This is a genomic window from Streptomyces sp. NPDC001848 (assembly GCF_042891915.1).
Classification (GTDB): Bacteria; Actinomycetota; Actinomycetes; order Streptomycetales; family Streptomycetaceae; genus Streptomyces.
Genome location: NZ_JBIATP010000006.1, coordinates 387,432 through 410,333, shown reverse-complemented (window position 1 = coordinate 410,333; position 22,902 = coordinate 387,432). Strand labels below are relative to the sequence as shown.

Annotated in this window: 25 protein-coding genes; 16 read left to right on the top strand and 9 right to left on the bottom strand. The window is 70.4% G+C overall.

What is annotated here, in order from left to right; genetic code table 11:
- Positions 1–31 precede the first annotated feature (31 nt).
- From ACFYZJ_RS15315 to ACFYZJ_RS15300, 4 genes are all read left to right on the top strand, one after another.
- Entirely contained in the window at positions 32–832 is an 801-nt protein-coding gene (locus tag ACFYZJ_RS15315; protein WP_388567498.1) for an ABC transporter permease, read from the top strand.
- Complete coding sequence (locus ACFYZJ_RS15310; protein ID WP_388567496.1) at positions 825–1,694, top strand: ABC transporter permease; 870 nt, start codon at positions 825–827, stop codon at positions 1,692–1,694. The genes ACFYZJ_RS15315 and ACFYZJ_RS15310 overlap by 8 nt, the downstream gene beginning before the upstream one ends.
- Positions 1,695–1,703: 9 nt before the next feature.
- Positions 1,704–2,702, top strand: coding sequence for an ATP-binding cassette domain-containing protein (locus ACFYZJ_RS15305; protein ID WP_388567494.1), 999 nt, complete (start codon positions 1,704–1,706; stop codon positions 2,700–2,702).
- A gap of 180 nt (positions 2,703–2,882) precedes the next feature.
- Positions 2,883–3,788, top strand: coding sequence for a DUF1707 domain-containing protein (locus ACFYZJ_RS15300; RefSeq protein WP_388567493.1), 906 nt, complete (start codon positions 2,883–2,885; stop codon positions 3,786–3,788).
- A gap of 13 nt (positions 3,789–3,801) precedes the next feature.
- Here the strand turns inward: ACFYZJ_RS15300 and ACFYZJ_RS15295 are convergent, their stop codons facing one another.
- On the bottom strand, positions 3,802–5,130 hold the full coding sequence (locus tag ACFYZJ_RS15295; protein ID WP_388567491.1) for an SGNH/GDSL hydrolase family protein: 1,329 nt from the start codon (positions 5,128–5,130) through the stop codon (positions 3,802–3,804).
- Between the two features lie 242 nt (positions 5,131–5,372).
- On the opposite strand from ACFYZJ_RS15295, the gene ACFYZJ_RS15290 reads away from it, so the two are divergent.
- The gene (locus ACFYZJ_RS15290) at positions 5,373–6,716 is read left to right on the top strand and encodes a DUF445 domain-containing protein (protein WP_388567489.1); all 1,344 of its coding nucleotides are present in this window, start codon (positions 5,373–5,375) and stop codon (positions 6,714–6,716) included.
- Positions 6,717–6,779: 63 nt separating this feature from the next.
- The gene (locus tag ACFYZJ_RS15285) at positions 6,780–8,327 is read left to right on the top strand and encodes an MFS transporter (protein ID WP_388567486.1); all 1,548 of its coding nucleotides are present in this window, start codon (positions 6,780–6,782) and stop codon (positions 8,325–8,327) included.
- A gap of 92 nt (positions 8,328–8,419) precedes the next feature.
- Here the strand turns inward: ACFYZJ_RS15285 and ACFYZJ_RS15280 are convergent, their stop codons facing one another.
- Positions 8,420–8,623 (bottom strand): hypothetical protein, encoded by a 204-nt coding sequence (locus ACFYZJ_RS15280; protein WP_388567483.1) that lies wholly within the window; start codon positions 8,621–8,623, stop codon positions 8,420–8,422.
- 228 nt (positions 8,624–8,851) lie between these two features.
- Between ACFYZJ_RS15280 and ACFYZJ_RS15275 the strand changes: the two genes are divergently transcribed.
- The 4 genes from ACFYZJ_RS15275 to ACFYZJ_RS15260 all read left to right on the top strand — a co-directional run bounded on the left by ACFYZJ_RS15275 (position 8,852) and on the right by ACFYZJ_RS15260 (position 11,392).
- Entirely contained in the window at positions 8,852–9,274 is a 423-nt protein-coding gene (locus tag ACFYZJ_RS15275) for an Hsp20/alpha crystallin family protein (protein WP_388567480.1), read from the top strand.
- A gap of 114 nt (positions 9,275–9,388) precedes the next feature.
- Positions 9,389–9,919, top strand: coding sequence for a DUF2267 domain-containing protein (locus ACFYZJ_RS15270; RefSeq protein ID WP_388567477.1), 531 nt, complete (start codon positions 9,389–9,391; stop codon positions 9,917–9,919).
- A 31-nt stretch (positions 9,920–9,950) separates the two neighbouring features.
- Positions 9,951–10,814, top strand: a complete 864-nt coding sequence (locus ACFYZJ_RS15265) for an alpha/beta fold hydrolase (protein ID WP_388567474.1) — start codon at positions 9,951–9,953, stop codon at positions 10,812–10,814.
- Positions 10,815–10,918: 104 nt separating this feature from the next.
- Positions 10,919–11,392 (top strand): carboxymuconolactone decarboxylase family protein, encoded by a 474-nt coding sequence (locus ACFYZJ_RS15260; protein WP_388567473.1) that lies wholly within the window; start codon positions 10,919–10,921, stop codon positions 11,390–11,392.
- Positions 11,393–11,449: 57 nt separating this feature from the next.
- On the opposite strand, the gene ACFYZJ_RS15255 is transcribed toward ACFYZJ_RS15260, so the two are convergent.
- Positions 11,450–12,247: an alpha/beta fold hydrolase gene (locus ACFYZJ_RS15255; RefSeq protein ID WP_388567470.1), complete on the bottom strand. Its 798-nt coding sequence runs from the start codon at positions 12,245–12,247 to the stop codon at positions 11,450–11,452.
- Positions 12,248–12,309: 62 nt separating this feature from the next.
- On the opposite strand from ACFYZJ_RS15255, the gene ACFYZJ_RS15250 reads away from it, so the two are divergent.
- Both ACFYZJ_RS15250 and ACFYZJ_RS15245 read left to right on the top strand, forming a co-directional pair.
- A complete protein-coding gene (locus tag ACFYZJ_RS15250) occupies positions 12,310–12,747 on the top strand; it encodes a MarR family winged helix-turn-helix transcriptional regulator (protein ID WP_388567468.1) in 438 nt (145 codons plus the stop codon).
- A 243-nt stretch (positions 12,748–12,990) separates the two neighbouring features.
- Positions 12,991–13,902, top strand: coding sequence for a class I SAM-dependent methyltransferase (locus tag ACFYZJ_RS15245; protein ID WP_388567466.1), 912 nt, complete (start codon positions 12,991–12,993; stop codon positions 13,900–13,902).
- Positions 13,903–13,928: 26 nt separating this feature from the next.
- Here ACFYZJ_RS15245 and ACFYZJ_RS15240 read toward each other — a convergent pair whose 3' ends face one another.
- The gene (locus ACFYZJ_RS15240; protein ID WP_388567464.1) at positions 13,929–14,645 is read right to left on the bottom strand and encodes an SDR family oxidoreductase; all 717 of its coding nucleotides are present in this window, start codon (positions 14,643–14,645) and stop codon (positions 13,929–13,931) included.
- Between the two features lie 74 nt (positions 14,646–14,719).
- On the opposite strand from ACFYZJ_RS15240, the gene ACFYZJ_RS15235 reads away from it, so the two are divergent.
- The gene (locus ACFYZJ_RS15235; protein WP_388567461.1) at positions 14,720–15,532 is read left to right on the top strand and encodes a helix-turn-helix transcriptional regulator; all 813 of its coding nucleotides are present in this window, start codon (positions 14,720–14,722) and stop codon (positions 15,530–15,532) included.
- Between the two features lie 36 nt (positions 15,533–15,568).
- Here ACFYZJ_RS15235 and ACFYZJ_RS15230 read toward each other — a convergent pair whose 3' ends face one another.
- From ACFYZJ_RS15230 to ACFYZJ_RS15220, 3 genes are all read right to left on the bottom strand, one after another.
- Positions 15,569–17,878 (bottom strand): transglycosylase domain-containing protein, encoded by a 2,310-nt coding sequence (locus ACFYZJ_RS15230; protein WP_388567459.1) that lies wholly within the window; start codon positions 17,876–17,878, stop codon positions 15,569–15,571.
- A 411-nt stretch (positions 17,879–18,289) separates the two neighbouring features.
- Complete coding sequence (locus tag ACFYZJ_RS15225) at positions 18,290–19,054, bottom strand: alpha/beta hydrolase family protein (RefSeq protein ID WP_388567457.1); 765 nt, start codon at positions 19,052–19,054, stop codon at positions 18,290–18,292.
- 584 nt (positions 19,055–19,638) lie between these two features.
- The gene (locus ACFYZJ_RS15220) at positions 19,639–19,779 is read right to left on the bottom strand and encodes a hypothetical protein (RefSeq protein ID WP_388567455.1); all 141 of its coding nucleotides are present in this window, start codon (positions 19,777–19,779) and stop codon (positions 19,639–19,641) included.
- Between the two features lie 294 nt (positions 19,780–20,073).
- Here ACFYZJ_RS15220 and ACFYZJ_RS15215 point away from each other — a divergent pair, with 294 nt between their 5' ends.
- The 3 genes from ACFYZJ_RS15215 to ACFYZJ_RS15205 are packed head-to-tail and all read left to right on the top strand — an operon-like array spanning position 20,074 to position 21,708.
- Positions 20,074–20,334 carry a hypothetical protein gene (locus tag ACFYZJ_RS15215; RefSeq protein ID WP_388567453.1) on the top strand — a complete coding sequence of 87 codons (261 nt, stop codon included), beginning with the start codon at positions 20,074–20,076 and terminating at the stop codon, positions 20,332–20,334.
- Entirely contained in the window at positions 20,306–20,833 is a 528-nt protein-coding gene (locus tag ACFYZJ_RS15210) for a DUF6879 family protein (RefSeq protein WP_388567451.1), read from the top strand. The genes ACFYZJ_RS15215 and ACFYZJ_RS15210 overlap by 29 nt, the downstream gene beginning before the upstream one ends.
- Before the next feature lie 23 nt (positions 20,834–20,856).
- Positions 20,857–21,708, top strand: coding sequence for a helix-turn-helix domain-containing protein (locus ACFYZJ_RS15205; RefSeq protein WP_388567449.1), 852 nt, complete (start codon positions 20,857–20,859; stop codon positions 21,706–21,708).
- 34 nt (positions 21,709–21,742) lie between these two features.
- Here the strand turns inward: ACFYZJ_RS15205 and ACFYZJ_RS15200 are convergent, their stop codons facing one another.
- Both ACFYZJ_RS15200 and ACFYZJ_RS15195 read right to left on the bottom strand, forming a co-directional pair.
- Entirely contained in the window at positions 21,743–21,967 is a 225-nt protein-coding gene (locus ACFYZJ_RS15200) for a DUF397 domain-containing protein (protein ID WP_388567447.1), read from the bottom strand.
- Positions 21,964–22,812 carry a helix-turn-helix domain-containing protein gene (locus ACFYZJ_RS15195; protein ID WP_388567650.1) on the bottom strand — a complete coding sequence of 283 codons (849 nt, stop codon included), beginning with the start codon at positions 22,810–22,812 and terminating at the stop codon, positions 21,964–21,966. Before ACFYZJ_RS15195 ends, ACFYZJ_RS15200 begins: the two co-directional genes overlap by 4 nt.
- Positions 22,813–22,902: the final 90 nt, after the last annotated feature.

Below are 22,902 nucleotides of genomic sequence, written 5' to 3'. Positions count from 1 at the left end.
TCGCCCGGCACGCGTCGAAGGGAGGACTCCCGTGGGGGCAGGGCGGTTGTACGCCGCTGTCGCCGCCGGTGGTTTCCGGCGGTACGCCACCTACCGGACCGCGACCGCGGCGGGGGTGTTCACCAACACAGTCTTCGGATTGATCTTGGCATACACCTACCTGGCCCTGTGGCACGAACGGCCGCATCTGGGGGGTTACGACGAGGGCCAGGCGCTGACGTACGTGTGGACGGGCCAGGCGTTGCTGATGACCGTCTCGGTGATGGGTGGCGGCTTCGAGGACGAGTTGATCGAACGCATCCGCACCGGAGACATCGCGATCGACCTGTACCGCCCCGCCGACCTGCAGCTGTGGTGGCTGGCCGCGGACCTGGGGCGGGCGCTGTTCCATCTGCTGGGGCGGGGTGTGGTGCCGCTGGCGGTGGGCGCCCTGCTGTTCCCGTTGGCGCTGCCCACCAGCCCGCTGACCTGGCTGGCCTTCCTGGTCGCGGTCGGGTTCGGGGTGGTGGTGAGCTTCGCGATCCGGTTCGTCGTGGCGCTGACCGCGTTCTGGCTGCTGGACGGGGCGGGGGTGGCCAGCGTCTCCTGGCTGACGGCGGTCTTCTGCTCGGGCATGTTGCTGCCGCTGAACGTCTTCCCCGGGGCCCTCGGCGACGTCGTCCGCGTGCTGCCCTGGTCGGCGCTGCTCCAGGCGCCCCTGGACGTGCTGCTCGGCACGGCCGATCCGCTGCCCACGTACGCCTTCCAGGGGGCCTGGGCGGTGGTGCTGCTCGCCGTGGGGCGGCTGGTGCAGTCGGCGGCGACGCGGCGGGTGGTGGTCCAGGGTGGCTGACACCGTGCTCGGAGGCGCGGAGCCGCGCGGCCCGGTGCGCACGCGGGCCCACGGCCCGGTGCGCGAGGGGGTGCGTGCCTACTTCCTGATCACCGCCATGTGGATCCGCTCCACCGTGGCCTACCGCGCCTCCTTCCTGATGACGACGTTCGGCAACTTCGCCGGCACCGCGCTGGACTTCGTCGCGATCATGCTGATGTTCTCGCGGGTCGACCGACTCGGCGGCTACGGCCTGCCCGAGGTGGCCTTCCTGTACGGCCTGTCCACGACCGCCTTCGGCCTCGCCGACCTCGCGATCGGATCCATGGACCGACTGGGGCGGCGGGTGCGTGACGGCACCCTGGACACCCTGCTGGTGCGGCCGGCACCGGTGCTCGCGCAGGTCGCCGCGGACCGCTTCGCCCTGCGCCGCCTCGGCCGGGTCACCCAGGGCGCGCTGGTCCTCGGGTACGCCCTCGCGGTGCTGGACGTCTCATGGACCCCGCTGAGGGTGCTGATGGTGCCGCTGACGCTGCTGAGCGGTGGCGTGATCTTCTGCGCGGTGTTCGTGGCGGGCGGGGCCTTCCAGTTCGTCGCGCAGGACGCCTCCGAGGCACAGAACGCGTTCACCTACGGCGGCACCACACTGCTGCAGTACCCGCCCACCGTGTTCGCGAAGGAACTGGTGCGCGGGGTGACGTTCGTGCTGCCGCTCGCCTTCGTCAACTGGCTGCCCGCGCTGTACGTGCTGGGCCGGCCCTATCCGCTCGACCTGCCGTCCTGGGCCGCCTTCACGCCACCGCTGGTCGCGGTGGGCTGCTGTGCGCTCGCGGGACTGGCGTGGCGGGCGGGACTGCGTTCGTACCGGAGTACGGGGAGCTGAGAGGGGATCATGAGCAGCGGCTTCATCGAACTCGACCGCGTCGAGAAGGTCTTCGACGTGCGCAAGAGGACCGGGTTCCTCAAGAGCGAGCGGCGGCAGGTGCGGGCCGTGGACTCGATCTCCTTCACGGTGGCACGCGGCGAGATGGTCGGTTACATCGGGCCGAACGGCGCCGGGAAGTCCACCACGATCAAGATGCTGACCGGGATCCTGACCCCGAGCGGCGGCCGGCTGCGGGTCGCCGGCATCGACCCCTCCCGGGAGCGGAGCCGGCTCGCGCAGCGCATCGGCGTGGTCTTCGGGCAGCGTACGACCCTGTGGTGGGACCTGCCGCTGGTCGACTCCTACCGGCTGATGCACCGCATGTACCGCATTCCGGACGCCCGTTACCGCGAGAACCTCGACCGCCTGGTCGAACTGCTGGAGCTCGGTGCCCTGTTGGACGTGCCGGTTCGGCAGCTGTCGCTGGGGCAGCGGATGCGCGGCGACATCGCGGCGGCGCTGCTGCACGACCCCGAGGTGCTGTACCTGGACGAGCCGACGATCGGGCTGGACGTCGTCTCCAAGGCGAAGGTGCGGGAGTTCCTGCGGGAGGTGAACGCCGAGCGGGGTACGACGGTGCTGCTGACCACGCACGACCTGCAGGACATCGAGCAGTTGTGCTCCCGGGTGATGGTCATCGACCACGGGCGCCTGATGTACGACGGCCCGCTCACCGGACTGCACGAGGTCGGCGACAGCGAACGCACCTTGGTGGTCGACCTGGAGCGGGAGCTGCCGCCTGTCCAGGCGCCGCCCGCGCGCGTGGTGCGGGTGGAGGGGCCGCGGCAGTGGCTCGCGTTCCCGGCGTCGCAGTCGGCGGCGCCGCTGGTGGCGCGGATCGCGGCGGAGTATCCGCTGGTGGACCTGTCGGTGCGGGAGCCGGACATCGAGGCGGTGATCGCGAAGATGTACGCGGAGAAGTCCGGCGAGAGCGTGGGCGTGGTCCGGGACGCCGCGAACTCATAGGCCTCGTCGTCACATTCCCGTCGTCCGCCCGGAGGTCGGGCCGCGCGGCGTCGATGGGGGTGCCCCCGCGCGAGCTCGTTCGACGTGCGGGAGTCGATGACCGACGACAACGCGGCAGATGTGCGTGCCGGGCGTCGCGCGGCAGGCGGGAAGGTGACGACAGGGCCTAGTCTGACGCCCATGACCGACGCTGTGTCTCACGGGGGAAGCGACGAGCAGCGGCCAGCGCCGCACACCCCCCTCCCGGATCCGGATCTGCGCGCCGCCGACGCCGATCGTGAACGAGTCGCCGAGGTCCTCAGGGACGCCCTCGCGGAGGGCCGTCTCGACATGGAGGAGTTCGAGGAGCGGCTGGAGGCGACGTACAAGGCGCGGACGTACCGTGAACTGGCCCCGATCACCCGGGACCTGCCGGCCGCGGGTGCCACGCCCCCGGCTGTGTCCCTGACCAAGGAACCGGCGCCGAGCGGTGGTTGGGCCGGGCGGATCACCGGTGGCGAGGGGTCGTCCACGTGGGCGGTCGCCGTGATGTCCGGGTTCCAGCGCAAGGGGCGCTGGCGGGTGCCCAAGCGTTTCAACTGCTTCGCCTTCTGGGGCGGCGGTGAGATCGACCTCAGGGAGGCGGACTTCGCGGACCGCGAGGTAGAGATCAACTGCGTCGCGATCATGGGCGGGATGAACGTGATCGTGCCGCCCGGCGTCGAGGTGGTCGTGCGCGGCATCGGCATCATGGGCGGCTTCGACCACCGCGAGGAGGGCGTGCCGGGGGAGCCCGGCGCGCCGCGTGTGGTCGTCACCGGGTTCGCGTTCTGGGGCGGGGTCGGTGTCGAGCGCAAGCTGACCAGGGCCGAGCGGCAGCGGCTGAAGGAGCAGCGGCGCCAGGAGAAGCTGGAGCGCAAGGCCGGTCGCCGGGAACTGGAGAACTCCCCCCGCGAGGGCGTGGAGGGCCTGCTCGACGTCCACAGGGCGATCGAGGAGCACCGCGACTGGATGCGCGAACGCCGCGAGGAGCGGCGGGAGGAGCACCGCGAGCGCCGTGAGGCACGGCGCGAGGAACGCGACCGGCGCCGTCACGGCGGCTGGTGAGCGGGGGCGGCCCCTACAGCTCGGCGGGCGCGGCGCCCTTGAGCGAGGCCAGGTCGAAGACCTCCGCCATCCTCCGGAAGCCCATGTCGCTGGGGTGGAGGTGGTCGCCCGAGTCGTAGCCGGGGCGCAGTCGGCGCGGGTCGTAGGGGTCGCGCAGCGCCCTGTCGAAGTCGACGACCGCGTCGAACACGGTGCCCGAGCGGATCCGTGCGTTGACGGCCTGGCGCACCTGCTCGCGGTCGGCCCGGTAGCCGCGGTGTCCCTCGAACGGCATCAGCGTCGCGCCGACGACCTTCAGGCCGCGGGCGTGGGCGTCGCGGACGAGGGTGCGCAGCCCCGCGGTGATCCGGTCCGGGTCGGCCTGGCCGGGGTTGTGCAGGATGTCGTTGACACCGAGGTCGATGACGACGACCTTGACGTTCGTGCGCTCCAGCACGTCGCGGCCGAAGCGGCTCAGACCGCTCGGGTTGTCGGCCGGGTGGCCCCCACCGCTCACCAGGACCTCGTTGCCGCTGATGCCCTCGTTGACCACGGTGTAGCGGGGCACGTCACCCGATCCGGCCGCCTGGCGCAGCCGCTCGGACAGCACGTCCGTCCAGCGGCGGTCGGCGCCCACGGTGGAGGTGATGCCGTCGGTGATCGAGTCGCCGAGCGCGACGACGGTGCCCGTCGCCTCGTTGCTGAGCAGGTCGAGCGCGGTCAGATAGCGCCAGGAGAGGGTCGGGGTGGTGAAGGGGAGGCCGCTGGTGTCCTCGGTGCGGTCGCCCTGGGCCAGGTAGGAGATCTGGCGCGCGTGCCGGTGGTAGGTGACCGGGCCGGACGGGGTGGGGGAGTAGGTGGTCACCAGCACGTCGGCGTCGCGCGGGACGACGATCTGTACGGCGTCGCTGACCACCTGTCCGCCGGGGGCGATGACGACCGAGAAGGAGCCGTCGAAGGTGAGCCGGCGCATGCTGTCGTCGGCCGCCCGCGCGAGGCTGTCCGCGGCGGCGAGGGCGATCGAGGCGTGCGTGATGCTCAGCGGCTGTGCGCCGTAGAGATTGGACAGTGTGATGCGGGCGCTCGTGCCGCCGACACCGACGTGGACGATGTTGCGTACGGACCTGCCCGCCATTCCGACCGCGCGGGTGCCGGGCTCGGCCCCGGACGGGGAGGCCGCCCAGGCGCCCACCCAGACGCCGGTGGAGGCGGGGGCGGCGTTCGGCGGTGTCGGCCGGCCGGTGGTGAGGGTGCTGTGGTGGCTGCCGTCACCGGCCGCGACGCCGATGTATATGGCGGCCGAGACGGTCAGAACGATCGTCAGGACAGCCGCCAGCAGGGCACAACCGTGTTTCCTGGTCATGCAGTGCGTTGTCTCCTCGGGCGAGCGGAGCCCGAAGCTCCGTTTTGATCATTCCCATGATGCGTCATGGGGCGCGGGAAACCGACGCGACCCTGGGCCGGCCCCTGGGTGAAACCCCTGACGTAACCCTGGAAAGCCCCAGAATCTTCCCCCATCGGACAAGACGTCGGGAACTCCTGGTCCGTCCCAGGAGTCGGTCGGGAAGGGACAATGTCTACGGGGGACGCGGACGGGTGGAGTGGATGGAACGGACGAAGACGGACGACGAGGTGACGGTGCGGCAGCCGGCCCGCCCCGGCGTGGGCGTCGCCGCCGGCCGGGCGATGACCTCCTTCAGCCCTGCCGACGAGGAGAAGCGCCGGGGCGTACGCCGGATGAAGGGCACGGCGACCGGGCTGCTGCTGCTCGTCGCGGTCATCTACGCGCTGGCCCGATGGGCGCAGAACACGGGCGCGGGGCCCTGGGCCGGCTATGTGGCGGCGGCCGCCGAGGCGGGCATGGTCGGCGCGCTCGCCGACTGGTTCGCGGTCACGGCCCTCTTCCGCCACCCGCTGGGCCTGCCGATCCCGCACACGGCGATCATCCCCAACAAGAAGGACCAGCTCGGCGTCTCCCTCGGCGAGTTCGTCGGGGAGAACTTCCTGTCCGAGGAGGTCGTACGGCAGCGGCTGCGCGCCGTCGGCATAGCGAGCCGGCTGGGTGCCTGGCTCGCCGATCCGGAGCACGCCGACCGGGTGACGGCGGAGCTGGCGACGGCGCTGCGCGGTGCCCTGACGGTGCTGCGCGACTCCGACGTCCAGGCGGTGGTCGGCGAGGCCATCACCCGCCGCGCCGACGCCCAGGAGATCGCGCCCGGCCTCGGCAAGCTGCTGGAACGCGTCGTGGCGGACGGCGGCCACAGAAGGATCGTCGACCTGATCTGCGCCCGCGCCCACGACTGGCTCGTCCTGCACGACGACCAGGTGATGGCCGCCGTCCAGGGCGGCGCCCCCGGCTGGACGCCCCGTTTCGTGGACAAGAAGGTCGGCGAGCGGGTCTACAAGGAGCTGCTCCGCTTCGTCACCGAGATGCGGGACTCGCCCACGCACCCGGCGCGCGGCGCCCTCGACCGGTTCCTCGCCGACTTCGCCTCCGACCTGCAGTCCGACACCGACACCCGGGCCCGGGTGGAGCGCCTGAAGGGCGAGGTGCTGGGCCGCGGCGAGGTGCAGGACCTGATCGCCTCCGCCTGGACGGCCGTACGATCCATGATCGTCTCGGCGGCGGAGGACGAGCGCAGCGAGCTGCGGCTCCGGGTCCGGGCGTCGCTGCTGTCGCTGGGCGCCCGCATGGCGACCGAGCCGAAGACACAGGGCAAGGTGAACTCCTGGGTGGAGGGCGCCGCGGTGCACGTCGTGACCACCTACCGCAAGGAGATCACCTCCCTGATCACGGACACGGTCGCGAGCTGGGACGCCGGCCACACCACCCGCAAGATCGAGGCACACATCGGCCGCGACCTGCAGTTCATCCGGATCAACGGCACGGTGGTGGGCTCGCTGGCCGGACTGCTGATCTACACGGTGTCGCGGGCGCTCGGGGCGTAACCCGCACCGGTGCGGGAACCCGGGGCGGGTGCGGCGCCACCCGGCGCCCGTGAGGAGGGAGCCATGTCGACCACCGCGCCACGCCCCGGCACGGTCACCACCGCCATACCCGCCCGTCTGGACCGCCTGCCCTGGTCACGCTGGCACTGGACGATCGTGATCGGCCTCGGCACGGTGTGGATCCTCGACGGCCTGGAGGTCACGGTCGTCGGCAACATCGCCAGCCGTCTGTCGGAGCCCGGCAGCGGTCTCGCCGTCAGCTCGAGCCAGGTCACCGGCGTAGCGGCGGCCTTGTACGTGGCGGGCGCCTGTACCGGCGCCCTGTTCTGGGGCCGGCTGACCGACCGTTTCGGCCGCAAGAAACTGTTCATGATCACTCTCGCGGTCTATCTCGGCGCCACCGCCCTGACCGCGGTGTCCTTCCACGCCTGGTGGTTCTTCCTCTTCCGCTTCCTCACCGGCTTCGGCATCGGCGGTGAGTACGCGGCCATCAACTCCGCGATCGACGAGTTGATCCCGGCGAAGTACCGCGGGCGGGTCGACCTGATCATCAACGGCAGCTTCTGGGTGGGCGCGGTCGGTGGCGCGCTGCTGTCGATCCTCGCCCTGAACACGAGTTTGCTGGCCGCGAACGTCGGCTGGCGCCTGACCTTCGCCCTCGGCGCCGTCCTGGCGCTCGTCATCCTCCTGGTACGGCGGCACGTCCCGGAGAGCCCGCGCTGGCTGCTGATCCACGGCAGGGACCGGGAGGCGGAGGAGATCGTCTCCGCCATCGAGCGGCAGGTGGAGGAGCAGAAGGGCGAGCGGCTGCCCGAGCCGGTGGGCGGCGAGCTGGAGATCCACCAGCGCAGGAGCGTGACCTTCATGGAGATCGCCCGCACGGTCTTCGGCCGGTACCGCAGGCGGGCCGTCCTCGGCTTCTCCCTCTTCATCGGCCAGGCGTTCCTCTACAACGCGATCACCTTCGGTTTCGGCGCGATCCTGACCAAGTTCTTCAACGTGCCGGCCGACCACACCGGCTACTACTTCGCCGTCATCGCCGTCGGCAACTTCTGCGGCCCCCTGCTGCTCGGCCACCTGTTCGACACGGTCGGCCGCCGAGTGATGATCTCCTCGACGTACCTGCTCTCGGGCCTGCTGCTGTTCGGCACGGCCTGGCTGTTCGACCAGGGCTCGCTGGGCGCGGGCACGTTGACGGCCTGCTGGTGCGCGGTGTTGTTCTTCGCCTCCGCGGGCGCCTCCAGCGCCTACCTCACGGTCTCCGAGATCTTCCCGATGGAGACCCGGGCGATGTCCATCGCCTTCTTCTACGCCCTCGGCACCGCGGCCGGCGGCATCAGCGGTCCGCTGCTGTTCGCCGACCTCACCGGCACGGGCAAGGCCGGCGACACGGTCCTGGCCTTCTCGATCGGCGCGGCCCTGATGTGCATGGCCGGCCTGGTCGCGGCGGCGCTGGCGGTACGGGCCGAACGCCGCTCGCTGGAGGACATCGCCCGCCCGCTGACGGCGGTGGCGGTACGGGCCAGGGCGGCCACCAAGGGCGCCCGGCCGTCCCGCCGGACACCCGGCACCGAGGGCCCCACGGCACCCCCGGCGGCGAGCACGCCGTAACGGCACGCGTCAGGCACCGTCCTGTCCCAGGGGGGCTCTGACAATTCCCGCCAGGCGTCGCGGGCCCGGCGGGAATTGTCTGTCGGACATCCCTAGCCGCGGCGGTCGGCCACGGCCCAGGACGCCAGCGCCCCGGCCGCCGCACCCCCGGCCTGCCGCCGCCACTGCTGCGCGGCCGCGGCGCCCGCGACGGCCAGTACGGCCCCGCCCAGCTGCCGCTTCCTGGTCCAGCGGGCGACCCCGTACCCACCGACGAGCCCGCTCGCGGCCACCAGAGCCGTGGGAACCTTCGCCATCGCAGTCTTCCTCCTGGTCATCGTTCCGGCCGTCGTTCCTGGCCGTCGTCCCGGCGAGACGAGGCTAACTCCGTGCGGGGACGCGCCCGGGTGCGGGGTGCGGCCGGGCGCGCCGCGGTCGCACCCGCACCAACTTGAGTCGAAGCTTGTCAACTTTCTGCCTTCGCGCTATATAAGAAGGCGTAAAGGGCATCGCACAGCAGCGCCTCACGAAGGGAGTGACCTGTGATGCTCATGCGCACCGACCCGTTCCGCGAGCTCGACCGGCTCACGCAGCAGGTCTTCGGCTCCACCGCACGCCCCGCCGCGATGCAGATGGACGCCTACCGCTCCGGTGACGAACTCGTCGTCCACTTCGACCTCCCCGGCGTCGACCCCGAGTCGATCGACCTGGACGTCGAACGCCATGTCCTCAACGTCCGCGCCGAGCGCCGCTCCCCGGCCCCCGAAGGCGCCGACATGGTCGTGGTCGAGCGCCCCACCGGAACCTTCACCCGCCAGCTGTTCCTGGGCGACACCCTGGACACGGAGCGCATCGAAGCCTCGTACGACGCCGGTGTCCTCACCCTCCGCATCCCCGTCGCAGAGGAGGCCAAGCCGCGCCGCATCCAGATCACGGGTGGCGACAAGCCCAAGCAGCTCAGCAGCTGACGTCCGCCGACAAGCGCCCGTCCCGTGTCCGGAAACGTCCGCGGGACGGGCGGTGGTAACCGGGTACCCGGGAGGGGACCGGGTGGGGAAGTGAAACGGAGGAGTACCCGCAGGATGAGTACGACCACGACGAGCGCGGCGGCGGCAGGTACGGCGATGACCGGCATGCTCGGCAAGGCGATGACGCGTGCCATCGACACGACGATCACGGTGGACGCACCGGTTCCGGTGGAGGCGACGGCCCGGCCCGACTGGTCCCGGCTGGTCGACGCGGTGCAGGAATCCGGCCAGTACACGACCACCAAGGAGGCGGAACGCATCACCCGTATCGTGCTCTCCGCCCTCGGCGGCCATGTGATCGGCGACGAGCGCGTGGATCTGGCCCACCGCCTCCCCGAGGAAGCGGCGCGCCTGATCGCCTCCCAGATCCCGGTGACCCGGCCGCTGACGGCGCCCGAGTTCGTGGACTCGGTGGCGACCCGGATCGAGGGCGCCACACCGGCGACGGCACGCTGGGACGTCAGTGCGGTCCTCAGCACGCTGCCCGCCCTGGTGGGCGACGAGCTGACGGCTCGTCTGCTCCGCCAACTCCCCTCCGGCTACGCGCTGTTGTTCGGAAAGGCGGAACTGACGCCTGCGGCGTGACACCGCCGCCGCCGCGCGTACGATCGACCCCATGACCGCGGAGCGAGGACCGGCGACCCCCGAGCGACCCGGCTCCTCGCCCCGCGACGGGGGCGGCACCCTCACGACACGGGACGGCACCCGGCTGGCCCACCGCATCCATGACAGCCGCACCCCCTCCGCCGCGCGGAGCACCCCCCTGCTGTTCCTCCACGGCCTGGCAGGCCACCAGGGCGAATGGGACGACGTCCTGCCCCGGTTCCTCGCCGACGGCCACAAGGTGGTGACCTACGACGCCAGGGGCCACGGCGACAGCACGCGCAGCCCCCGGGACATGACGCGGGCGGCGTGCGCAGGGGACGCGGTGGCTCTGATCGACCACCTCTCTCTGGCCCCGGTCACCCTGATCGGTCAGTCCCTGGGCGGCCACACGGCCCTGCTCACGGCGGCGGCGCACCCGGACCTGATCCGCTCCCTCGTCCTGATCGAGGCGGGCCCGGCGCAAGCGGACCCCGGTCTGCCCCAGGGCGTAGGCGCCTGGATGGACAGCCGGCCCGAGCGCTTCGACTCCCGTGCCCACGCCGTGGACTTCTTCGGCCACGAGGCATGGGCGAGGGGCCTGGAGGAGCGGGAGGACGGCTGGTACCCGAAGGTGGAGCGGGACAGGATGATCGCCGCCGTCACGGAGCTCTCCGAGCGGTCGTACTGGCAGGAGTGGGCGCAGGTCCGCTGCCCGACGCTGGTCGTCCGCGGCGAGCGCGGCACGATGCCGGAGTCCGAGCAGACGGGGATGCGCGCCCGCCGCCCCGAAGGGACGACCCTAGAGGTGATCCCGGATGCGGGCCATGACGTACACCTGGACCAGCCGGAACGTCTGCACGCGGCCATCAGCGCGTTCCTGAAGGCTGAGGAGTGAGGCGCGTCACACGCGTTCGACCCGCTCTCATGTCACATCCGCGCCCGTTCCGTCCGTCCTTGCTGCGTAACCGTCACACGGCAGCAACGTATGGGGAGATCACCATGGAAGCGCGTCTCAACCTCTTCGGCAGCTCCGTCGCCACCAAGTTCGGGCGCTACATCAACTCGGCCGGCAAGGTCCTGTCGGACTCGCCCCTCCCGGCCGCGACCCAGGAGCTGGTGAAGATCCGCGCCAGCCAGATCAACGGCTGCGGCTTCTGCACCGACATGCACACCAAGGACGCCGCCCACGCCGGGGAGACCCAGCAGCGCCTCAACCTGATCGCCGCCTGGCGCGAGGCCAAGGTCTTCACCGACGCGGAGCGCGCCGCCCTGGAACTGACCGAGCAGGGCACCCGCATCGCGGACGCGGCCGGCGGCGTCACCGACGAGGCCTGGGCGAACGCGGCCAAGCACTACGACGAGGAGCAGCTCGCGGCCCTGGTGTCCCTGATCGCCCTGATCAACGCCTACAACCGCCTGAACGTCATCGTCCAGCAGCCGGCGGGCGACTACCAGCCGGGCATGTTCGACTGACGCTTGGACGCGGCCCCACGGGAGGGGTGCCTGACGCGAGCCCCCAAGAGGCGGGTGTCACTCGTGTACGACGAGCGGCGCCCGCCCCTCCATGTACGCGGCGATGTGCGCGAAGGTGGCGTCCGGCTGCTCGATGTGCGGCAGATGGCCCGCCTCGGGGACGACTTCGAGCCGGCCGTCGCCGAAGGCCTCGGCGTACGCGGCGCCGTAGGCGGGGCTGACGATGCGGTCGCTCTCGCCCCACAGCAGGAGGGCGGGAACCCGGACACGACCCAACCGGCGCAGCAGCTTGGGATCGTGCATGTAGGGCTCACCGGCCAGGGTGCGCAGGGTGGCCATGTTGGCCTGGCGGACGGCGAGTTGGTCGGACGGGATGCCGGCCGGGTCGACGTGGTGGCGGTCCGGGTCGTGCCAGGAGTGCTCGGCCACGCCGCGGGCGTCGAGGGCGAAGAAGTCGGTGATCGGTTCCGACTCGATGTGCACGCCGACAGCGTCGATCAGGACCAGGCCGCTGATGATCCCGGCGGTGTCCCGCACGGCCATCTCGGCGGCGATCCAGCCCCCGAGCGAGGAGCCGACGACGAGGACGTCGGCCGGCGCGCGGTCGCGCAGAAGGTCCAGGTAGGCCAGGGCCAGGTCGTCGACACCGGTGAGCCACGCGGGCCGGTGGGTGCCGTCCCATCCGGGGTGCACGGGCGTGAGGGTGTGCGCGCCCTCGGAGAGGCGCGCGGCCAGAGCGGCCACCGTGGCCGGGCCTCCGCCGCCGTGCAGGACCAGGACCGGCCTGCCGTGGCCGGCTTCCGACAAGGTGAGGGGCAGGTCGTCGTGGACGATCGTTGTGGTGTTCTTCTGCATGCGACCACAGTAACTAAGCATCTTTATTTAAGCTAGCTTAGTCGCCGACATAGACTTGTTCCATGCACTCCACGCGCGGCGACTTCGGCGACCTTCAAGCCCTCGGCAGGGCGGTCAAGCAAACCCAGTACCGGCAGCACCGGGCGCTCGACAGCGCCCTCGCGGCCGTCGGCACGACGCTCGCCCAGTGGGACGCCCTTCGGGCGATCAGCCGCTCTCCCGGGGCGTCGGCCCGCGAACTCGCCGCGGCGACCTTCCAGACCGAACAGGCCTTCGGCACGCTCGCGACCCGCCTGACCACCCAGGGCCTGATCGAGCGCCGCCCGGGCCGCGGCCGCCGCATCGAGCACCACCTGACCTCCGCCGGCGAACAGGTCCTGGCAAGGGGAGGCAAGGTCGCCGACGAAGTACTCGCCGAATGCTTCGCCGCCCTGCCGGACGCGGACCGGGAGACGCTGCTCGGCCTGCTCCGTCGCCTCAACGGCGAAGAGAACCCGTAGCCACCCAGTGAGGTGTGACCACGCCGAAACCGCTGGGAAAAGCCGTGCCGCCACAGCTGGAATCGCCCCCTTGGGCGCCCTTGACGGGGCCATGGCCGCTGCGCCGCCCCTGTGGCGGAGGCAGCCCCTTCCCACCCCCGCCACAGCCCTTCACACGACCGATCACACCCTCCGCCCACACCGCCTGACCTGGGCATTCGGAGAATGAACCCCTAGGATCGCGGCACAGCGAAGGGGGGCCGGATGGACCGCGACATCCGCACGGTCGACGACGTACTCAAGCTCCTGGACGCCTTGTTCACGCCCGCGGCCGACCGCTGGACGGCCGATGCGGCCTCCTGGTGGGACGGCTTCTACGCCGACCGCTCCAGACCGGTGCCGTTTTTCGTGGCCAAGCCGGACGAAAACCTCGTCTCCTACCTCGAACGCGGCCTGATCACCCCGGGTCGCGCCCTCGACCTGGGCTGCGGCCCCGGCCGCAACGCCCTCCACCTCGCCACCGCCGGTTTCGAGGTGGACGCCGTCGACCTGTCCCCGACGGCCGTCGCCTGGGCCCAGGAGCGCGCCCGGAAGGAGGGGGTGGAGGTCAGGTTCCTCTGCGGCGACGCCTTCGCCCTCGCCGACGCCGAACTCCGGGGCCCGTACGACCTGATCTACGACTCCGGCTGCTTCCACCACCTGCCGCCGCACCGCCGCATCAGCTACCTCGCCCTCCTCCAGCGGGCCCTGGCCCCCGGCGGCCACTTCGCCCTCACCTGCTTCGCGGTCGGCGCGATGGGCTCGGAGCTCGACGACATCGACTTCTACCGTGAGAAGGGCCTCAAGGGCGGCCTGGCCTACACGCCCGACTCCCTACGCCGGATCTTCTCCGACCTGGAACCCGACCTGGAATCCGACCTGGAACCCGACCTCGAATCCGACCTGGAACCCGACCTGGAGGACGACCTGGAACCCGACCTCGAATCCGACCTGGAGGACGACCTGGAACCCGACCTGGAGGACGACCTGGAACCCGACCTGGCATCCGACCTGGAGGAGATCGAACTGCGTCGCATGCACGACGAGCCGCCGGCTTCCCCGCACTTCGGGGAACCCTTCCTCTGGACGGCCCTGTTCCGTCGCAACGGCCGGTCGCGACCGTCACACGACGCCTGAGGCGGCCGGGCGCACCTCGGACATGCTCACCACGGCACCGGCGTCCCGTCCCACGAGAAGAACGCACCCGTGGGACCGTCGTCCGGCAGGAGCGCCAGTCGGACGGCGCCCTCGGCGGCCTCGGCCGGGTCCCCGCCGGAGGCGGCCGCCCGGGGGTTCAGGTCGGTGGCCCGCAGGCCGGGGGCGAGCGCGTTGACCTTGAATCCCTCCTCGGCCAGCGTCTGGGCGTAGAGCACGGTCAGGGCGTTGAGGGCCGCCTTGGACGACCGGTAGGCGCCACCACCACCGTTTCCGGGGGCGAACTGAGGATTCGGACGCGTGCTCCACGTCAACGAGCCGGTGCCGCTGGAGATGTTGACCACACGGGGGTGCGGCGAGCGGCGCAGGGCGGGCAGGAAGGCGTTGGTGACCTGGACGACACCGAACACGTTGGTCTCGTAGATCCGCCGGAACTCCTCGGCGTCGGCTTCCGTGGGCGGGGCGAGCGACGAGCCGATGCCCGCGTTGTTGACCAGGACGTCGAGGCGGTCCACGCGTGCCGCGGCCTCGGCGATGCTGTCGGCGTCCGTCACGTCGAGAACCAGCAGGCCGGCCCCGTCCCCGATCTCCTCGACGGCCCGCTGCCCGCGACCCGTGTCACGCGAGCCCACGTACACGCTGAAGCCCGCCGCGACGAGCAGGCGGGCGATCTGCTTGCCGATCCCCTTGTTGGCACCGGTCACCAGTGCTGTGCGATCGTTCATGACAGCCACGGTCCCCCTGGCCGCCACCGCCGTGCCAGGGACAACCTGTACCAGGCAACAGGAAGGAGCCGGCCATGGCGAGGCAGGAACTGGCCCGCTTCCTCCGGGACAGCCGTACGCGCCTGCGCCCCGACGACATCGGCCTGCCCATGGACACCCCGCGCCGCACCCCGGGCCTGCGCCGCGAAGAAGTGGCTGACCTGGCCCACATGTCGGTCGACTACTACACCCGCCTGGAACAGGCCCGCGGCCCCCGCCCGTCGCCGCGCATCCTGGACGCGCTCGCGCACGCCCTGCGCCTCACACCGGCCGAGCGCAGCCACCTGTTCCGCCTGGCCGGCACCAGCGCACCACCCGGCATCAGCGCCCTGCGGCAGGTACGCCCGCACATCGCCCGGATGCTGCGGCGACTGCCGGAGACCGCCGCGATCGTCACCGACGCGTCGTACGGCGTCATCGCCTGCAACCCGCTCGCACACGCCCTGCTGGGCGACGACCTCGGCGCCGGCACGACGAACCTGGCCCGCCGCCGCTTCCTCGGCCAGGGTCGCATGTACGAGAGCACCAGCGCCGAGCAGTTCGGGCACATCGTGGTGGCACGACTGCGCCGCGCCATGGACCGCTACCCGCACGACGTCGAGCTGGCCGCCCTGCTGACCGAACTGCGCACCGGCAGCGAGGAGTTCCGCCAGATCTGGGAAACCCGCCCGATCCACGCCCCCGGCCACCGCACCAAGGTCATCGACCACCCGGCCGCGGGCAGACTGCGCCTGAACTGCGACGTCCTCCTGGTACCGGAGGACGACCAGGAGGTCGTCCTGATCACGGCGGACCCGGGCTCACCCTCCGCTCGGGGCTTGCGCGCTCTTGCCGCAACGGCGGCCTGACCCGCCGGGGAGCAGTTGCCCGGCGAGGTCGGCGCGTCAACGGCACTTCCGATGGCGGCAGACGGGGCTGCTCGTCGGGGCGTGCTTGGTGGTGGTGGACGTCTTCTTGCCGGTGCTGCCGCCCCGCTTGGCAGGGGGCGCCGTGCGGGAGGGGGAGGGGGACGGAGCGCCGAGTTCGTCAGCGCCGTGGCCGAGCGGGGCCGGCCCGGGGAAGGCGGCGTCGGGCAGGCCGGCCAGGGCGTCGCGCATGTACTGGGTCCAGATCTCGGTGGGGATGTCGCCGCCGAACACCTTCTGCAGGCCGCCCACACCCACCAGTGACTGCAGCTGCGGGTGGTCCGGGTCCTCGCGGAAGAGGACGACGGAGGTGGCGAGTTGCGGGGTGTAGCCGATGAACCAGGCCGAGCGGTAGTCGTCGGTGGTGCCGGTCTTGCCTGCCGCGGTCCTGCCGAGCGCCTGGGCCTTGGTGCCGGTGCCCCGGGTGATGACGCCCCGGAGCACGTCGGTCACGTTGTCGGCGACCGCCGTCGGCAGCGCCCGTACGGGCGTGGGCGCGGTGAAGCCGGCCAGTGCCGAGCCGTCGTGGGTCACCTTCGTCACCGAGTACGGGGTGGCTCGCATCCCTTCGGCCGCGAAGGTGGCGTAGACACCCGCCATCCGGATGGCGCTCGGTGTCGAGGTGCCGATGTAGAAGCCGGCGCTCGGCGCGGCGAGGCTGCCGGAGCGCAGGCCGAGGGATTCCGCCGTCCGCGCCACGTTCCCGTAGCCGACGTCCTCCCCGAGCTGCACGTACGGCGTGTTGACCGACTGCTCCATCGCCTTGCGCAAGGAGATGTAGCCCCAGCGCTGGTCGGTGTCGTTGTGCTGGTGGAGGAGCCCGGTGGGGTCCTTGTCGTCGGCGACGTAGTGGCCCTGCTGGTCCTTGATCTGGATGCCGTCGTCACCGTCGAACTTGCTGGCCGGGGTGATCGGCTCCGCGGGCTTGCCGGGCTGCAGCACGGCTCCGTTCTGCAGTGCGGCGGCGAGGACGATCGGTTTGAAGGTGGAGCCCACCGGGACGCCGGAGGTGTCGGCGTTGTCCGAGTAGTGGGCCCGGTCGAAGCCGTCGCCGCCGTAGACGGCCAGGATCCTGCCGGTCGCGGGATCCACCGAGGCGGCTCCGACCTGGACGTCCCGGTCGACCGACCGGTGGGCGGGGTCGAGACGTTGCTTGCGTACCCTTGCCACGGCCCGGGCCAGTTCCGCCGTCTTCTTCCTGTCGAAGGTGGTGCGGATCTGGTAACCGCCCCGGCTCAGGCTGCTGTCGGTGATGGCCGGGTCATGTGCCTGGACGTACGACCTGGCCAGCTGGACCAGGTACCCGGCCTGCCCCGTGAGCCCCGAACCGGGGGCCCACTTCCTGGGTGCGGGGAAGCCGGCGGCCGCGTACCGGGCCCGCTGCTGCGGTGTCAGCTTGCCGATCGCGACCATCCGGTCGAGCACCCAGGACCAGCGTGACTGCGCCCGCGCCCTGGCCGTGGGGTCGGAGTCGGCGTACTGGAAGAGGCTCGGCTCGTTGACCGCAGCGGCGAGGAACGCCCCCTGGCTCACATCGAGCTTCTCCACCGGGAGGCCGTAGTACGTGCGGGCGGCGGCCTGGATGCCGTTGGCCTGACGGCCGAAGAAGCAGGTGTTCAGATACCCCTGGAGGATCTGCTGCTTGCTCATCACGGCGCCGATCTTGGCGGAGATCAGCAGCTCCCTGAACTTACGCGAGATCGTCTGCGACTGGTCGAGATAGGTGTTCTTGACGAACTGCTGCGTGATCGTCGATCCGGACTGCGTCGAGCCGCCCTCGGCCATGTGGACGACGGCACGGAGGATGCCCTGAGGGTCGATGCCCGGGTCGGTGTAGAAGGACGCGTTCTCCGCGGCGATGAAGTCCCACTGCACGTCCGCGGGGACCTGCGGGAGGGTCACGTTCTGCCGGTTGACGCTGCCGTCGGTTGCCAGGACGGTGCCGTCGGACCAGTAGTAGACGTTGCTCTGCAGCTGCGTCGACGGGTTGGGGTCGGGGATGGTGACCGTGGCGTAGGCGTAACCGACGGCCGCCGCCGTGGCGCCGAAGCAGAGCAGGACGAGCGCCAGCAGTTGGCGCACCGAAGGCAGCCAGCGGCGCGGGCCCGTCCTGCCCCCGCGCGGATAGTCGATCCACCGTTTCCGCTCGGGCGCCGGCTTCCGGGGGCGGCGTGACCCGCCCGTTCCGGGGGTCTGGTGCGGTGCGGCGCGACGGTCCGTGGCGCGGTCACCCGCGGCACGGCTGCCGGCGATGGTGCGCTGCGGCGGTCGGCGTCGGTGTCCGCTCATGTGCTCGGGTCCCTGTCTCTCAGTACCACTGCTCAGTACGACTGCGTTGCTTCATGCGGCGCGGGCTGCCGGAGACCGTCGCAGCCGACACCGCCGTACCGACCCTCGCCGCACGTTCTGCCGTCTTTGTCCGTCATCTGCACGAGGTGTGTCGCCTGTCCTGGCCGGTCCGGCAACTCCGTCGACCGTCTTGAAAGAGCCAACTCTGCCGGAAGTGTTACACCTGGGCCCTCTGGTGCGGCAGTGATGCGGACAAGAGGTGAGCAATCGGACCGGTGGCGGGCCCGGGCAGGCCGCTCCTGGATGGGGGCGGCCGTGGCCGAGTGGGCGTTGCCGGCGTGCGCGACGACGGCGAGCACGACATCGAGGTACCGGCACCCGGGGCGCGCCGGACGCCGGTACCCGTCCACGTCAGGCCGGTGAGGTGACGGCCCGGCCGAGGTGCCGGGCGAAGAACCGCACCGCGCTGTCGGCCTCGAACCTGGGCAGCTCCTTGTGCCTGCCCGTGTTGGCGTGCAGTGTCTTCTCCTTCGAGGCGAAGGCGTCGAACAACGCCAGACCGGACTCGCGCGGGATGTGCTCGTCGTCCCACTGGAGCGCGTACTCGATGGGAACGGTGATCCGCTTCGCCGTCTCGGCCAGGGCATCGGGCCAGTGGAGACCGAAGACCGCCGCGCTGATCCTGGGTTCGACCGCGGTCAACGGCACCCCGATCGCGGTGCCCATGTTCAGGCCGTAGTAACCAACAGGCCCGTCAACGCCGATCTCCGGCAGCTCCTGGAGGGCGTCCAGGGTCGCCTGCCACTCGGGTACGGCGCGCTCCGCCAGGTGTGCGTTGTAGCGGACGACGATCGGGCCTTCCGGCTCGCCCGCCGCCCTCGCCCGATACAACTCGGCGATCTCCTGCTCGTCGTGCGCCGTACGCGGCCGCTCGCCGTGACCGGGCGCGTCGATGCAGGCGACGTGGAAACCACAGCCGTTCACGAGGAGGCGCGCACGGCCCGTCATCGCCGGCCACTTCTTGTGCGTGCCGCCACCGTGCCCCATCAGCACCAGGGGCGCACGATCGGCGCCGGAAGCCGGCGACCAGAGCACGCCGGGGATCTCGCCCATGGTGAAGTCGCGTTCCACGACGCCGTCCGACGACGACTCGGCGGTGAACTGCAGGGAATACATGGGGTGTTGCCTTTCGGGAGTGCCTTGTTGTCGAGGCGCTCCCGGCGACACCTACGTCAGTCGCCGGCCGTGAAGACGAGGGGGAGCACCCACACGGATACAGCCTTCATGGGTCTCACCTCCTCGGTCGGTGTCACGGCTGCACGCAAGCTACCAACTCGAGTGCCATCGCGGCCAACCTATTTCCCGGCGATGTGATCGGAGCCGTCGTCGGGCCTCGAAACAGCGTGCCGAGTCAGCTGGTTGCTCAAAGTCCCCGGGTCAGGCGTGTGAGCGGCTCAGGAATTCTGCGCACGGTCATGCTCTGTCGCACACTGGTGGGTGCTGGTGATTTGCTGCCACCTGCCGGGCCACTGCCGCCGGCCGTCAGCGCCCGATCTGCGCGGCTCACGGCCGCCGCCTGGGGTGCGCGTCCTTGTGTTCGCGGATCTCGACGTTGCAGTCGGAGACCTTTGAGTGGTCCCCAGCTGCCAGGGCTTCGTCTCGCTGCTTGGCCAGCGCAGCGCAAACACCGCAGCCCGGCCCGGGCTTCGGCCACTCGGGCGGCGGCAACAGGTGAACGGCCTTACTCATCGTCGTGTTGCTCATGACCAGCGCACCGCCACCCACGCTCGCCGCAGTTGCCGGCCCTCGGCGCACGGGGCGGTGGCGTACGCGCAACCGAGACACTGGTCGTAGTGGATCACGAGCGCCTTGTACGCCGCGTACGACGGCTTCGCGGCCAAGGCTTCAGCAGCCCGAGCGAGCGCAACGCGCTCCGTCTGTGATCGTTGTTCTGCCGCGGTGGGTGGATGGGCTCTGGAGTGCACGATGTCGACGCTCCTGCAGCGCTGGCCGCACCCCGGGAGGTTTCACCGCCTCGCCGGGGTTCTTGACGACCTCTGACGGTATGAGCGCGGCGTGCACCGACTCCAGCAATGTGCAGAGATGTGCACGCGTCTGTATGCCGTCTTGACCTGCGGTCTCCTTGCCAAGACGGTGGTGCACGAAGATGAACACCAAGCCCGCGGGAGGCGGTCATGCCTTTACAGTTCATCGGGATCGACCCGAACACCGGTGACGGCGAAAGCCCCACGATCTGGGTCGACCAGGAGAGGAACGAACTCGTGCTTCAGGGCTGGAAGCCGAGCCCGGAGCTGGAAGCGGAGTGCGCGGCGTTCGAGGTTCCCGGACACGCCGTAGGCATCCCGGACAACGAAGCGGTGATCAGGATTCCGGCCAGGATGGCCCAGCTGATCAGGGAGGCGTGCGATGCCCTCGAGCGTCCCCACCTGGCCTGAACTGCTCGGCGCTGCGAAGCGGTCAGCCGTCCACCTGGAGATGCGCGACTCCTACGCCGTCGACTACGAGAAGGGCCCCTTCGCCCAGTGGCGCGCGGGCTTCCGCCACGACCCGGCCGACCGTGCGTCGTGGTGGCGACCATGGCTTGACCTGATCCAGGAAACGGTCGGCCGCGGGGTCGTAGTGCGCCGGGCCCGGATCGTCTCGGAGCCGGTCACCGAGTACACCCGCTTCCTGTACGACGGCACGTTCACGAACGTCGCCGCAGGTGAACGGGTGCGCTGGCTGCCACGCCGACGAGCATCGGACATCGCCCTACCAGGCAACGACTTCTGGCTGATCGACGGCCAGTTGATCCGGTGGAACCACTTCACCGGCGAGGGTGCCTCCGCGGGCGGCGAGATCAGCGAGGACCCCGCCGCGGCGAAGCTGTGCGCCGACGCCTTCGAGGCGGTGTGGGCGCGAGCCATACCGCACGAGAACTACAAGATCAGCTAGCGCGAAAGTGACCAGGCCGGTTCATGCCCATCTCCCCGTCCTCCTCGGCGCAGGCCGCCCGCGAAGCAGTCGCTCAGCGCCTGCGGGAACTCCGCGCCGACGCCGGGATCACCGGGCCTGAGCTGGCGGCGCGCTGCGGCTGGAGCCATCCGAAGACCTACCGGATCGAAGGGGCCCGCACGCCGCCCTCCGCGGACGACATCAGGCGCTGGTGCGAGGCGTGCGGCGCCTCTGGCCAGGCGGACGACATCATCGCCCAGTCCCGCAACGCCGAGTCCCTGTACGTGGAATGGCGGCGCAAGGTCCGCACGGGCCTCAAGCAGCTCCAGAACAGCTACGTCCCGTTCTTCAAGTCCACGAAGCTGTTCCGCGTCTACTCACCCACCCTGGTCCCCGGCCTCCTTCAAACCGAGGGCTACGCGATGGGCCTGATGTCCTCGATCACGAGGTTCCGTGACATCCCCAACGACGCGGCGGAAGCCGTCGCCGCGCGTCTCGAGAGGTCCCGGATCATCCATGAGCCGGGCCACCGTTTCTCGATGGTCATCGAAGAGCCCGTGCTCCACTACCAACTGGGCGGCAGCGATGCGATGGCCGCGCAACTCGGCTACCTGCTGACCGCCGGCGCCCTGCCGTCGGTATCGCTGGGCATCATCCCCAGCGCGACCCCGGAGAGGTTCCTGTGGCCGCAGGAACTGTTCCACGTGTACGACGACGCCCTCGTCTCGGTCGAACTACTGTCGGCCCGCGTCCAGGTCACTCAGCCGTCCGAGGTCGCGCTGTACGTAAAGGCGTTCGAGGAGCTGCGCAGCATGGCTGTGTACGGCGCGGAGGCCCGCGCGTTGATCGTGAAGGCCATCGACGCCTTGGGTTGATCCTGAGGCAGTGCTCACGACGGCACGGAGTGGCCTACAGCTCTTGCCGCGATGAAGGCTGGACAGGTAGTGCGGTCTGGCGCACCGCGCCTACAAAGAAGCGCCAGGCCCCGTCCCCGACAGAGATAACAGGGCCCCCTGAGAGTTTGGAGTCTCTTACCAGCATGCCGTCGAGGGCAAGCGCACACTCCACGCACTCGGTCCCGCTGCCGCCGCTGTACGAAGACTTGAACCACTGGTTCGCTATGGCTGCCGTCACGCGATCTCCTGGCTTATACGGTCGACGAGCTCAGCCGAGGACTCCAAGTCGAGGGCCTGGGCGCTGAGATACTCGAACGCCAACCTATAACGCTCCAGTTCCTGCGGCTTCTCCATGAAGAGCCCACCGCCAAGGAGATCCATGTACACGACGTCCAGCTCGGGGCTCTGACCACGCAGGATCGCGAAGCTACCCACCGACGCGGCGTGGGCTCCTGTTGAAAAGGGGAGCACCTGCATCGTCACGTTGGGTCGCTGCGCGACGGCAAGAAGATGCTTGAGCTGTTCCTGCATGACCTGGCCGCCACCCACTCGACGCCGGATCGCTGCCTCATCAATCACACACCAGAGGTGCGGCGGTTCGTCCCTCTCCAAGAGCTCTTGCCGCTTCATGCGGATGTCGACCATGTGCTGTACCTCCCTTTCGGGGCACTGCACTTCGGAGGCGCGGTGTACAGCCTCGGCGTACCTGCGGGTCTGCAAGAGGCCAGGGATGTACATACAGGCGTAGTGGTCCTCGCGCACGACCTCGTCCTCGAGCGTGAGCATGAGGTTCATGGATTCGGGGATGGGATCAGCCAGAGAGCGCCACCAGCCCTGGATCTTCGCTCCCTTTGCCAACTCCACGAGAGCCAAGCGCTCTTCGTCAGACGCGCCGTACACACGGCATAAAGCGTCGACGGCCGGCCACTTCACCGAGCCCTCTTTCGTCTCGTAGCGGCTGAGAGTGGCCTTGGAGATGCCGACGCGCGCGCCTGCCTCCTCCAGGGTCAAGCCTTTCAGCTCGCGGAGGCGGCGCAGGTCAGCGCCTAGCTGACGCCTACGAGTCGTGGGTCCAACTGGCATGGTTCGGCCCTTCATGTCGGTCCAACAGATCGTCCTGGGTGTGCGACCGCAGCGGCAAGGCGGTGTACGCCGGGGGCGTGCAGGATGCTG

Excerpts from the sequence above, each read along its gene's own strand:
- ACFYZJ_RS15205 (WP_388567449.1), top strand. The coding sequence starts at position 20,857 with ATGCCCATCTCCCCGTCCTCCTCGGCGCAGGCCGCCCGCGAAGCAGTC.
- ACFYZJ_RS15260 (WP_388567473.1), top strand. The coding sequence starts at position 10,919 with ATGGAAGCGCGTCTCAACCTCTTCGGCAGCTCCGTCGCCACCAAGTTC.
- ACFYZJ_RS15285 (WP_388567486.1), top strand. The coding sequence starts at position 6,780 with ATGTCGACCACCGCGCCACGCCCCGGCACGGTCACCACCGCCATACCC.
- ACFYZJ_RS15230 (WP_388567459.1), bottom strand. The coding sequence starts at position 17,878 with ATGAGCGGACACCGACGCCGACCGCCGCAGCGCACCATCGCCGGCAGC.
- ACFYZJ_RS15235 (WP_388567461.1), top strand. The coding sequence starts at position 14,720 with ATGGCGAGGCAGGAACTGGCCCGCTTCCTCCGGGACAGCCGTACGCGC.
- ACFYZJ_RS15270 (WP_388567477.1), top strand. The coding sequence starts at position 9,389 with ATGAGTACGACCACGACGAGCGCGGCGGCGGCAGGTACGGCGATGACC.
- ACFYZJ_RS15245 (WP_388567466.1), top strand. The coding sequence starts at position 12,991 with ATGGACCGCGACATCCGCACGGTCGACGACGTACTCAAGCTCCTGGAC.
- ACFYZJ_RS15210 (WP_388567451.1), top strand. The coding sequence starts at position 20,306 with ATGCCCTCGAGCGTCCCCACCTGGCCTGAACTGCTCGGCGCTGCGAAG.
- ACFYZJ_RS15225 (WP_388567457.1), bottom strand. The coding sequence starts at position 19,054 with ATGTATTCCCTGCAGTTCACCGCCGAGTCGTCGTCGGACGGCGTCGTG.
- ACFYZJ_RS15275 (WP_388567480.1), top strand. The coding sequence starts at position 8,852 with ATGCTCATGCGCACCGACCCGTTCCGCGAGCTCGACCGGCTCACGCAG.
- ACFYZJ_RS15280 (WP_388567483.1), bottom strand. The coding sequence starts at position 8,623 with ATGGCGAAGGTTCCCACGGCTCTGGTGGCCGCGAGCGGGCTCGTCGGT.
- ACFYZJ_RS15290 (WP_388567489.1), top strand. The coding sequence starts at position 5,373 with ATGGAACGGACGAAGACGGACGACGAGGTGACGGTGCGGCAGCCGGCC.
- ACFYZJ_RS15240 (WP_388567464.1), bottom strand. The coding sequence starts at position 14,645 with ATGAACGATCGCACAGCACTGGTGACCGGTGCCAACAAGGGGATCGGC.
- ACFYZJ_RS15250 (WP_388567468.1), top strand. The coding sequence starts at position 12,310 with ATGCACTCCACGCGCGGCGACTTCGGCGACCTTCAAGCCCTCGGCAGG.
- ACFYZJ_RS15295 (WP_388567491.1), bottom strand. The coding sequence starts at position 5,130 with ATGACCAGGAAACACGGTTGTGCCCTGCTGGCGGCTGTCCTGACGATC.
- ACFYZJ_RS15300 (WP_388567493.1), top strand. The coding sequence starts at position 2,883 with ATGACCGACGCTGTGTCTCACGGGGGAAGCGACGAGCAGCGGCCAGCG.
- ACFYZJ_RS15265 (WP_388567474.1), top strand. The coding sequence starts at position 9,951 with ATGACCGCGGAGCGAGGACCGGCGACCCCCGAGCGACCCGGCTCCTCG.
- ACFYZJ_RS15255 (WP_388567470.1), bottom strand. The coding sequence starts at position 12,247 with ATGCAGAAGAACACCACAACGATCGTCCACGACGACCTGCCCCTCACC.
- ACFYZJ_RS15195 (WP_388567650.1), bottom strand. The coding sequence starts at position 22,812 with ATGCCAGTTGGACCCACGACTCGTAGGCGTCAGCTAGGCGCTGACCTG.
- ACFYZJ_RS15305 (WP_388567494.1), top strand. The coding sequence starts at position 1,704 with ATGAGCAGCGGCTTCATCGAACTCGACCGCGTCGAGAAGGTCTTCGAC.
- ACFYZJ_RS15215 (WP_388567453.1), top strand. The coding sequence starts at position 20,074 with ATGCCTTTACAGTTCATCGGGATCGACCCGAACACCGGTGACGGCGAA.